General features: G+C 70.6%; 9 protein-coding genes. 5 read left to right on the forward strand and 4 right to left on the reverse strand.

Annotated elements, in window-relative coordinates; genetic code table 11:
* Window positions 1–101: 101 nt before the first annotated feature.
* The gene (locus tag ACNAVT_RS19405) at window positions 102–998 is read left to right on the forward strand and encodes a bifunctional helix-turn-helix transcriptional regulator/GNAT family N-acetyltransferase (RefSeq protein WP_416298165.1); all 897 of its coding nucleotides are present in this window, start codon (window positions 102–104) and stop codon (window positions 996–998) included.
* A gap of 61 nt (window positions 999–1,059) precedes the next feature.
* Here ACNAVT_RS19405 and ACNAVT_RS19410 read toward each other — a convergent pair whose 3' ends face one another.
* The 4 genes from ACNAVT_RS19410 to ACNAVT_RS19425 all read right to left on the reverse strand — a co-directional run bounded on the left by ACNAVT_RS19410 (window position 1,060) and on the right by ACNAVT_RS19425 (window position 6,337).
* The gene (locus tag ACNAVT_RS19410) at window positions 1,060–2,130 is read right to left on the reverse strand and encodes a L,D-transpeptidase (RefSeq protein WP_416298167.1); all 1,071 of its coding nucleotides are present in this window, start codon (window positions 2,128–2,130) and stop codon (window positions 1,060–1,062) included.
* Window positions 2,131–2,390: 260 nt separating this feature from the next.
* Window positions 2,391–4,148, reverse strand: a complete 1,758-nt coding sequence (locus ACNAVT_RS19415) for an ABC transporter permease subunit (protein WP_416298169.1) — start codon at window positions 4,146–4,148, stop codon at window positions 2,391–2,393.
* Window positions 4,145–5,638, reverse strand: coding sequence for an ABC transporter substrate-binding protein (locus ACNAVT_RS19420; protein ID WP_416298171.1), 1,494 nt, complete (start codon window positions 5,636–5,638; stop codon window positions 4,145–4,147). The genes ACNAVT_RS19415 and ACNAVT_RS19420 overlap by 4 nt, the downstream gene beginning before the upstream one ends.
* Before the next feature lie 150 nt (window positions 5,639–5,788).
* Window positions 5,789–6,337, reverse strand: a complete 549-nt coding sequence (locus ACNAVT_RS19425) for a YceI family protein (RefSeq protein WP_416298173.1) — start codon at window positions 6,335–6,337, stop codon at window positions 5,789–5,791.
* Between the two features lie 383 nt (window positions 6,338–6,720).
* Here ACNAVT_RS19425 and ACNAVT_RS19430 point away from each other — a divergent pair, with 383 nt between their 5' ends.
* From ACNAVT_RS19430 to ACNAVT_RS19445, 4 genes are all read left to right on the forward strand, one after another.
* Window positions 6,721–8,082 carry an MFS transporter gene (locus tag ACNAVT_RS19430; RefSeq protein ID WP_416298175.1) on the forward strand — a complete coding sequence of 454 codons (1,362 nt, stop codon included), beginning with the start codon at window positions 6,721–6,723 and terminating at the stop codon, window positions 8,080–8,082.
* Window positions 8,083–8,378: 296 nt separating this feature from the next.
* A complete protein-coding gene (locus ACNAVT_RS19435; RefSeq protein ID WP_416298177.1) occupies window positions 8,379–8,771 on the forward strand; it encodes a VOC family protein in 393 nt (130 codons plus the stop codon).
* Window positions 8,768–9,049, forward strand: coding sequence for an ArsR/SmtB family transcription factor (locus ACNAVT_RS19440; protein ID WP_416298179.1), 282 nt, complete (start codon window positions 8,768–8,770; stop codon window positions 9,047–9,049). Before ACNAVT_RS19435 ends, ACNAVT_RS19440 begins: the two co-directional genes overlap by 4 nt.
* On the forward strand, window positions 9,049–9,435 hold the full coding sequence (locus tag ACNAVT_RS19445) for a VOC family protein (RefSeq protein ID WP_416298183.1): 387 nt from the start codon (window positions 9,049–9,051) through the stop codon (window positions 9,433–9,435). The genes ACNAVT_RS19440 and ACNAVT_RS19445 overlap by 1 nt, the downstream gene beginning before the upstream one ends.
* Window positions 9,436–9,474 lie beyond the last annotated feature (39 nt).

Below are 9,474 nucleotides of genomic sequence, written 5' to 3' on the forward strand. Positions count from 1 at the left end.
TACGCCTCCGGTCCGGGCGCCTTGAGAACCGCCCGGACCGGAGGCGGCCCGCGGTCATGGCCGCTTGCGGCAGGCACGCATGCCTGACTAAGGTCAGCAATATGAAGGCGGAGCTCACTGCGGCGGTACGACGGTTCAACCGGACGGTCACCCAACGGGTGGGGGCGCTCGACGACGAGTACATGGCCCGAGGACGCCCCCTCGCACAGGCCCGCCTGCTCTGGGAAATCGGCCCTGACGGTGTCGAGGTCGCGGCCCTGCGGGCCCGGCTCGGGCTGGACTCGGGGTACCTCAGCCGACTCCTGCGAGCTCTCGAGGGCGACGGGCTGGTCACGGTGGGGCCGGCCGACCAGGTCGGCGGTGACGCACGGGTACGGGACGCGGTGCTCACCGACACCGGCCGGGCGGAGTGGGCCGAGCTGGACAAACGCTCCGACGAGTTCGCCTGGTCGATCCTCGAACCGCTCACCGAGCAACGCCGCGAACGGCTCGTCGCGGCGATGGCCGAGGTCGAGCGGCTGCTCATCGCATCGATGGTGACCATCGAGCCGTGCCCGCCGAGCGACCGGCGGGCACGGGCGTGCGTACGGGCCTACGCCCGGGACGTCGCGCGGCGGTTCGACGACGGGTTCGACCCGGCGCTGAGCAACCCGATCCACGACGAGGAACTCGTCCCACCCGCCGGCGTGCTCCTGCTCGCCACCCTCAACGCCGAGCCCGTCGGCTGCGGCGCGATCAAGCTCCACCGCGACGCACCCGCCGAGATCAAGCGGGTCTGGGTGGCGGACACGGTACGTGGGCTCGGAATCGGGCGGCGGCTGCTGGACGAGCTGGAACGATATGCCGCCGAGCGAGGCTGGACCGCCGTCCGGCTGGACACCAATCGCACGCTCACCGAGGCGATCTCGATGTATCGCTCGGCCGGTTACCACGAGATCGCGCCGTACAACAGCGAGCACTATGCCCACCACTGGTTCGAGAAGCAGCTCACGCCGTGACAGCGCGCGCACCCGGCGCTCGTGGTGAACGGCGTCAGCCGCCGGCGCCTTACACCTCAGGTCACCACTTCGCCCACGGTACGGTCCAGTCACCCACCCCGTCGGTGAGCCCCATCTGTCGAGGGGTGCCGCGCACGTCGACGACGTCGCCGAGGCGGAACGTGTCGTAGAACCATCGGGCGTGGGCCGGCCCGACGTTGATGCAGCCGTGCGAGGTGTTCCGGTTGCCCTGCGCCCCGATGTTCCAGTCAGCCATGTGGACGTACTCGCCCGAGTACGAGATTCGCAGACAGAGCTTGATGACCTCGTCGTAGTAGTTGGGGTCCTTGGGATCGACCAGCCCGTAGCTGGACGAGGTCATCCGGTGCGAGGGCTCCCGGGTCATAACCACGTGCGGGCCGGAGCGCGTCCAGTAGCTGATGACCTGCCCGTTCGCACCCGTGGTGGTGCCGCCCTTGCCCATGCTGATCGGGATGTCCCGCACCATCTTGCCGTCGATGTAGACCTTCATCCGGTGGGAGCGAGCGTCGGCGATGGCGATGCGGGACGGGCCGATGGTGAAGTTCGTGCTGGCGTTGGCACCGCCGTAGACGCCCTTGCCGAGATCCTGGCCGAAGAGGTTGACCTTCACGGAGATCTTCGTGCCCGAGGCCCAGTATTCGGCCGGCCGCCAGTGCGCGTTCCGGCTGTCGATCCAGCGCCACCGTCCCTCGACGGCCGGCGTGGTCTCCACCAGCATCGCCTTCTCGGCCTCGGCGCGGTTCTTGACGGGCTTGCTGAAGTTCACCATGATCGGCTGGCCGACCCCGTACGTGCCGCCGGCATGGAGGGCGGTCAGCGCGTTGGCCTGGAACGTGACGGAGGCGACCCCGGACGGCTTGACGGTGCTGAACGTGCTCTTGTGCTCCGTCAACGCGCCGGCGGCGTCGGCCGCCGACACCGTGACCGTGTAGGTCTTCCCGTAGGCCAGCTTGCCGGTCGAACGCCACATCTGATCGTCGCCCAGCTCGCCGGCGACGGACTTGCCCCCCGCCGCCACCGAGACGTCCTTGAGCGTGCCACTCTCCACCGCCACGACGACCTGCTCGAGCGGGGACACCTTGGTGGCATCGGCAGCAGGTGTGACGGTCACTCGGACCTCGCCCGCGGTCGGACTCGCCGCAGCGGGACTGGGCTGCGACCACGAGGCGCCGGACGTGCCCCCACGATTGCAACCCGCGGTAACCAGGCTGGCTGTGATGCCCAGACCGGTACCGATCAACTTTCGACGACTGATCATCGCGTTCCTCTCCGCGGGGAGAGTACTTGCCGACGGCAAGCCGCGGGAGTCCCAGGACCCATTCCTGGAAATATCGATATGAGTTTGCGGGTTTCGGGAGCCGACCGGCGTGGTCAGTTGGCCCTGCTGCCGGTTCCGAGCCGACGCACCCGGCGGATCCCGCCCGTTTCGATCATCGCCAAGCTGGTGACGGCGAACGCGCCGAGCAACATCAGCGCCGCGGCGGGGGCGAGCGCGGCCCAGGGGGCACGTTCGACATAGGGCATCGCCTCGGCGAGCAGAAGTCCCCATTCCGGGGTGGGCGGCTGGGCACCGAGCCCGACGAAGCCGAGGGAGGCGATCGCCAACGCGGCCGCCGGTAGGCGCAGGATGGCGTGGCGGGTGACCACGGGCAGCACTCCGGGCAGCACGTGGGTGCCCAGGATGCGCATCCGACTCGCCCCGAGCATCCGGCTGGCCTGCACGTGGCCGCTGCCATGCCCTTCCTTGACGAGCGCCGCGGTGTGGGCGGCGAGTGGCGCCCAGGCGGTCGCGGCGACGGCGACGGCCGCGCCGGCCGTGCTCGGCCCGAGGACCGCCGCCACCAACAGTCCGGCGATCACGGGTGGGAGGGTGTTGGCCACCTCGGCCACGCCGGTGGAGAGCCGTGGGAGCAGTCCGGCGGCCAGACCAGTGAGCAGGGCGACGACGCTGACCGCGGTGGCAGTGCCGAAGGTGTGCAGCGCACCGTGGCCCAGCCGGGCGAGGACGTCGCGCCCCAGCGCGTCGTGGCCCGCCGGCGCGTCGAGCGCGGGTGCCGCCAGCCGGAGGCTCATGTCGATGGCAGTCGGATCGCCGGCCAGCCCGGACCCGATGGTGGCCAGGAGCAGGCCACCCAGCACTGCCGGTAGCACCCAGCCGCGGTGGTTCGCGGGCGGATCCACGGGCGGCGGCGGCTGGATCGCCGCCGCGGCGAGGACCGGCCCCAGCGCCAGCCGGTGCGCCCCGGCGGCGAGCCCGCCCACCGTGACGGCGACGACGAGCAGGATCAGCACGGCGCCCTGCAGCAGCGGTAGATCCTGCGCGGTGGCGGCGCCGAGCGCGACGCGGCCCAGTCCCGGGATCGCGAAGAGGATCTCCACCGCGACCGCGCCGCCGACGAGGCCGACGACAACGAGGGCGAGCTGCGGGAACAGCGGCGGCAGGCAGCGGCGTAGCGCGCCGTGGGCAAGCGTCCGCCACGGTAGGCCAGCGGAGCGCCAGGTTCGCGCCCACGGCTCCCGGTACGCCCCGGGCAGCGCGTCGTCGGCGAGCCGGCCGAGCAACCCGCCGGCCGGGATTCCGAGCGCGAGCGCGGGCAGCACGGTGTGTGCGGGCGCCGACCAACCGAACGGCGGCACCCACCTCAGCCAGACCGCCCCGATCAGCAGCAGCAGCGTGCCCAGCAGGAATTCGGGTACGGCCGCCAGCGCGGCGCCGGTGCCGCCGGCGCGGGCCTGGGTGCGCCCTCGAACGAGGCTGCGACCAGTGAGCAGGGCGGCGGTTGTGAGCGCGACGACGAGGGCGGCGCCCATGAGGGTCAGCGACACCCCCAGTGCCCGCCACACGGTGGGCGCGACCGGGTGGCCGGACACCCACGAGGTACCCAGGTCGCCATGGGCGAGCCCGGTCAGCCACCGGCGGGACAGCGCCAGCGGGCCGTCGTCGAGGTGGAGCCGTTCGCGGATCGCGGCGAGTGTGGCCGGATCGGGTTCGCGTTCGCCGTACTGCGCGCGGAGGATGCTGAGCGCCGGGTCGCGGCCGGACAGCCAGGGCAGCAGGCTGACCAGCGCCACGAGCGCGGCCGCCGCCACCAGCCGCGACAGGGCGGTGAGGGTCCGGTCGGCGCTCATCGCGCGACGCGGGTGGTGAGGCCGATCAGCAGTCGCTCGCGCGGGTCGAACACCGCGTCGACGACCCCGCGCCGGTTGCCCTGGATCACGCGCTCGTGCAGCAGTGGCACGGCGACGTCGGTCTCCAGGATGGCCTTCTCGGCGGCGAGGATCCGCGCGCGCCGGGCCGTCAGGTCGGCCTCCGCGCCGGCCAGGGCAATGGCACGGTCGACAGCGGGATCGCAGAGTTGGGCGATGTTGAATCCGCCGTCGCAGGTGAAGTCGCTGGTCAGGTAGGCGACCGGGTCCCCGGAGTCGAGCATGGTCGCGCGGGAGAGGATGAAGGCGTCGAAACGACCGGCGAGCGCGTCGGCTTCGATGTACGCGTATTCGCGCACCACCTGCTCGACGGTGAAACCGGCGGCCCGCAGGTGCTCGGCCAGGGCCGCGGCGACCTCGGGCAGTTCGGGGCGGTCGCTGAAGGTAGCCAGCACGATCTTCCTGTTGGCCGCGGAAGTGACCGGGCGCTCGGCGCGTACGGGCCGGTCCGCCGCCCAGGGCAGCGCCGGTCCGAGCAGCCCGACCGCGGTGTCGGCCCGGTTCTCGTACACCCCACGAACCAGTTCGTCGCGGCGGACGGCGGCCCGGGCGGCGGCGCGTACCGCGGGGTCGGTGAACGGTCCACTTCGGGTGTTGAGGTACAGGGTGTTCGTGCGCGGCATCGCCACCTCGCGGTAGGTGTCGGGGGCGAGCAGCGCTGCCTGGGAGGCGGGCACCGCCTCCACGATGTCGGCCGTGCCGGTGCGCAGCGCGGCGGTGCGGGCGGTGCCGTCCGGGACGAAGGACACGTCGATGCCCGGCGCGGCGGCACGTCCGCCCCAGTAGCCGGAGAAGCGGTGCAACGTCGCGCCCTGGGTGCCGTTGAGGTGGGTGAGCATGAACGGCCCGGTGCCAGCTTCCCGCGGGTCGACGGTGTCGCCGGTGTACGCCTTGGCCGCCAGGATGGACAGCTGCGGGCTGGACAGGCGCTGCGGCAGCAGCGGATCGGGCGCCCCGGTCCGCACCACGACCACGGACGGGCCGTTGGGCTCGACGGTCAGTTCGATCCCGTCGAGGATCCGCGGTTTCGGCCGGGCGCTCGCCGCCCGCCTGATCGACTCGACGGCGCGGTCGGCATCCAACGCCGTCCCGTCGTGGAATCGCACGCCGCCGCGCAGCACGAACCGCCAGGTCCGGTCATCGATGCGGGACCAGGACACGGCCAGGGACGGCTGCGGTGCGCCGTCCGCGTCGAGCGCGGTCAGCGCCTCGGCGACCCCCAGGCGGGAGAGCTTGAAAGCGTCATCGCTGAGCGGGGACAGCGCGGCGCGCGGCGGCATCAGCATCACCACCCGCAACCGGTCGCCACCGGCCTCGCCAGGGCTGGGGCTGCCGAAGCAGCCGGCTGCGGCGAGCGCGACGAGCACGGACGAGATCAATCCGGTACGTCGGATCGGGTGCGGTACGGCCATGGGACCTCCTCATCAAGGGGACGGTCCCGGGAGCATAATTGGTATCGGTTGTCGTTTTCATATCGTCCGGATCGCATGCAGCGACCACCCCGAGCCGAATCGAGCTCGGTTCGCGGCGAGTGCGACATTCGACGTCCGGCTGGCCACGGGTCAGCCTCCGAGGTCGACCTCGATCTCCACCTCGACGTCGTCACGGACCTTGAGCGCCCCGAAGAAGGCCGAATACGGCTTGATCCCGTACGCCGACTGGGTCACCACCGTGGTGGCGCGATACCGGTCGGGCGTCAGCTCGCGCACCTCGACATCGATGGGGGCGGCGACCCCGTGCAGGGTGAGGACCCCACTGATGGTGGCGACACCGTCGCCGGTGGCGGCGCGGGTGGACTCGAAGGTGGCGGTCGGGTGGCGATCGACGTCCAGCGTCCGCCGGGCGTTCTTCTCGATCTCGCCGCGGTCCTTCCCGGTCAGCGGTCGCGCACCACCGGTGCCGGTCCGCACGGCCAACGATCCCAGCCCGATGCGAGCCGTCGCGGTGGCATCCGCCGGTCCGGTCTCGGGAACGTTCACCTGCACCGACCAGTCGGTCACCTCGATGGTCAGGTCGTGGCCGGCGGTCGAGCCGACACCCGTGCGGCCGGTGCGCAGCAGCAGGCGCCCGTTGTCCGGGCCGAACCGCAGCCGGCCGGTTCTGATCTCCACCTGCCAAGCCTAGGTGGAACGGGCACCGCCCGTATCGCGGTCAGCCGTCCCGCCCGCCTGGCTGTCTGCTGTCCGTCCGCTGTCCGAGGCCGCCGCGATCCGTCGGCGACCGGCCAGAGCACGGACAGTCCGACCCACGACGCTTCTCGTGTCACACCGACTCCCGACCGCGGAGAGCGTCCCGGCATCCCCGACGCACGCCCTCTCCCACTCACATCCTGGACTCAGAGGAACAGCTCATGACACATCAAGCCACACGTTCCCGCGATGCCGCGACAGTCGACCAGCGCGGACATCAGCGAACCGCCTCAGCGCATTCCGACCTGCCGTCACCCACCGACGACCCACAGTCCGCGCGCCGCCCGTGGGCCACGTTGGGCCTGATGCTGCTGGCCCAGTTCATGGTGATTCTCGACGTCAGTGTCGTGAACGTCGCCCTGCCCAGCATCGGCCGCGCGCTCGACTTCAGTTCCGGTGACTACCAGTGGGCCATCAGTGCCTACGTCCTGTTCAGCGGCGGTCTGCTGCTGTTCGGTGGTCGGCTGGCCGACCTGATGGACCGGCGTGGTGTCTTCCTGACCGGCTTGGCCGTCTTCACCGCCGCGTCCCTGGTCAGTGGTCTGGCAGCATCCGCCCTCATGCTGATCGTGTCGCGAGCGGCGCAGGGAGCCGGTGCCGCCATGCTCACCCCGGCCGCCCTGTCGATCATCATGACCACGTACAGCGGTCGGCAACGCGGGGCTGCGCTCGCGGTCTGGGGAGCCATCGGGAGCACGGGCATCGCTGCCGGCGTGCTGTTCGGGGGTCTGCTCACCAGCTTCCTCGGCTGGGAGGCCGTGTTCTTCATCAACGTCCCCATCGGCATCCTGGTCGCGGCGCTGACCTGGCGCCTGATCCCCGCAGGCACCAACGCACCCGCCGTCCGGCGACGCCTGGACCTGCCCGGTGCGGTGGCTCTGGTCAGCGGCCTGGTCCTCCTCGTGTACGCGATCGAAGGCACCCACTCCCGCGGGTGGGACTCCGCGCGAACCTGGCTGCTGCTGGTCGCCTCGGTCGTGCTGCTCGCCGTGTTCGGATTGGTCGAACGAAAGACCGCCACGCCGCTGGTGCCACCACACGCGTGGAAGATCCGCTCCCTGATCTCAGCCTCCGCCGTCATGGCCGGAGTCACCGGCGTGGTCGTCGGTGCGATCTTCCTCAGCTCGCTGTACCTGCAGCGGATCATCGGACTGTCAGCCGTCCAGACCGGTCTGGCATTCCTGCCGCTCGCGGCGGTCATCACCGGCACCGCGGCGGTCGCGTCGAAGCTGCTCGGTCGGGTCAGTCCTCGTACGATGATCGCCTTCGGGCTCGTCGTCATGGGCACCGGCGCACTGCTGCTGGCCAACAGCGGAGGCGGCGAGTCATACGTCGCCGATGTGCTGCCCGGCTTCCTGCTGCTGGGTGCCGGGGTCGGCCCCATGTTCGTGGCCATCTCCGTCGCCGCCATGAGCGACGTTCCGCAGGCCGAGTCCGGGCTCGCGTCCGGGCTGATGATGACGGGCCATGAAGTGGGAGCGGCTCTCGGCGTCGCCGTCCTCACGGCCATCGGCGGTGATCTCACCACGCGAGCCGGCCTCATCGATGCCTACCCGCGAGCGTTCGAAGGCGTCCTGCTGATCACCGGCGCACTGCTGGTGGTCACGCTCGTCGCCGTCCCGAATCGGAAAGGCTCGAACGCGGGGCACGCCACACCGCACCACTGAGACCTGGCAACTCGGGGGTTTGCCAGCCGCAGGACTGCGCCTGGCAAACCCCCCGACCTATGGCTCGGGCGTCCCGCCCCGATGGCTCCCCTCCCGCGCTTCCGCTTCGGCGATCGCCGGCCCGCAGCCGCAGCCGGCGCCCGGTGCAGCCGGGCCGCCCGGCGATCGTCGGCCAGCTCCTCGGCGCCGAACCAGATCGGCCGGGCGCCTGCGCGCCCACTGGACATGCAAGTGGTTACTTGCCTAACGTGGAGTGGGTGCCGGTGCCAGGCCGGCCGAGGATTGGAACCGGGACAATGACCACAATTACCCCATTCTTGATGTTCGAAGGCGCTGCCACGGAGGCCATGAACTACTACGTCTCGCTGTTCGATGACGGAGAGATCCTCTCGGTGACCCATCACCAGAGCGACGACCCCAGCATTGACGGCAGCGTGCAGCTCGCCGAGTTCCGAGTGGCCGGGCAGCGGCTGCTGTGCAGTGACAGCTCGGTGCACCACGCCTTCACGTTCACCCCTTCGCTGTCGCTGTTCGTGGGGTGCAAGGACGACGCCGAGATCACCCGCCTCCACGAAGCACTCGCCGATGGCGGAAAGGAGCTCATGCCGCTGGACAGCTACGGCTTCAGCACCCGCTTCGCCTGGGTGAACGACCGCTACGGGGTGTCCTGGCAGCTCAATCTGCCGTGATCGATGTCTTCGCCGCGATTGCCGACCCCACCCGACGGGCGATCCTCGACGAGCTGGCCGACCGGGACGGCCAGACCCTCTTCGAGATCTGCACACGACTGACGGCCAAGCACGGCATCGGATCCTCCCGCCAGGCGATCTCGCAGCACCTCGACATCCTCGCGGAAGCCGGACTCGTGCGCGCGGAGCGAAGCGGTCGCTACAAGTTCCACCACGCCGATTTCGGCCCGCTGCGCGCGGTCGTCGGTCGGTGGCCCATCCCTGAGGAGGGACCATGATTCGCATCAACCTGGCCAGCGTCTTCGTCGACGATCAAGACAAGGCGCTCGCCTTCTACACCGAGGTGCTGGGCTTCGAGAAGAAGACCGAGGTCCCGCTCGGCGAGCACCGCTGGCTCACCGTCGTCTCGCCCGCTGATCCCGACGGCGTCGAGCTCGTGCTCGAACCTGCCGGCCATCCAGCCGTCGGCCCGTTCCGGCGGGCGCTCGTCGACGACGGCATCCCGTTCACCTCGTTTGCCGTCGACGATGTGCACACAGAGTTCCAACGGCTGCGGGCGCTCGGCGTCGAGTTCACCCAGATGCCGCTCGAGATGGGCGGCGTCACCACCGCAGTGCTCGACGACACGTGCGGGAATCTCATCCAGATCGCGAGCACTACCTGATCCCTCTGCCGCCGCGTTTTTTGGCGGCGGGTGTGGACG

The organism is Micromonospora sp. SL4-19 (assembly GCF_047921475.1).
GTDB lineage: Bacteria > Actinomycetota > Actinomycetes > Mycobacteriales > Micromonosporaceae > Micromonospora.

What these genes read in the sequence shown, in the direction of transcription:
- ACNAVT_RS19405 (WP_416298165.1), top strand. Translation starts at nt 102, where the DNA reads ATGAAGGCGGAGCTCACTGCGGCGGTACGACGGTTCAACCGGACGGTC.
- ACNAVT_RS19415 (WP_416298169.1), bottom strand. Translation starts at nt 4,148, where the DNA reads ATGAGCGCCGACCGGACCCTCACCGCCCTGTCGCGGCTGGTGGCGGCG.
- ACNAVT_RS19420 (WP_416298171.1), bottom strand. Translation starts at nt 5,638, where the DNA reads ATGGCCGTACCGCACCCGATCCGACGTACCGGATTGATCTCGTCCGTG.
- ACNAVT_RS19430 (WP_416298175.1), top strand. Translation starts at nt 6,721, where the DNA reads ATGCTGCTGGCCCAGTTCATGGTGATTCTCGACGTCAGTGTCGTGAAC.
- ACNAVT_RS19435 (WP_416298177.1), top strand. Translation starts at nt 8,379, where the DNA reads ATGACCACAATTACCCCATTCTTGATGTTCGAAGGCGCTGCCACGGAG.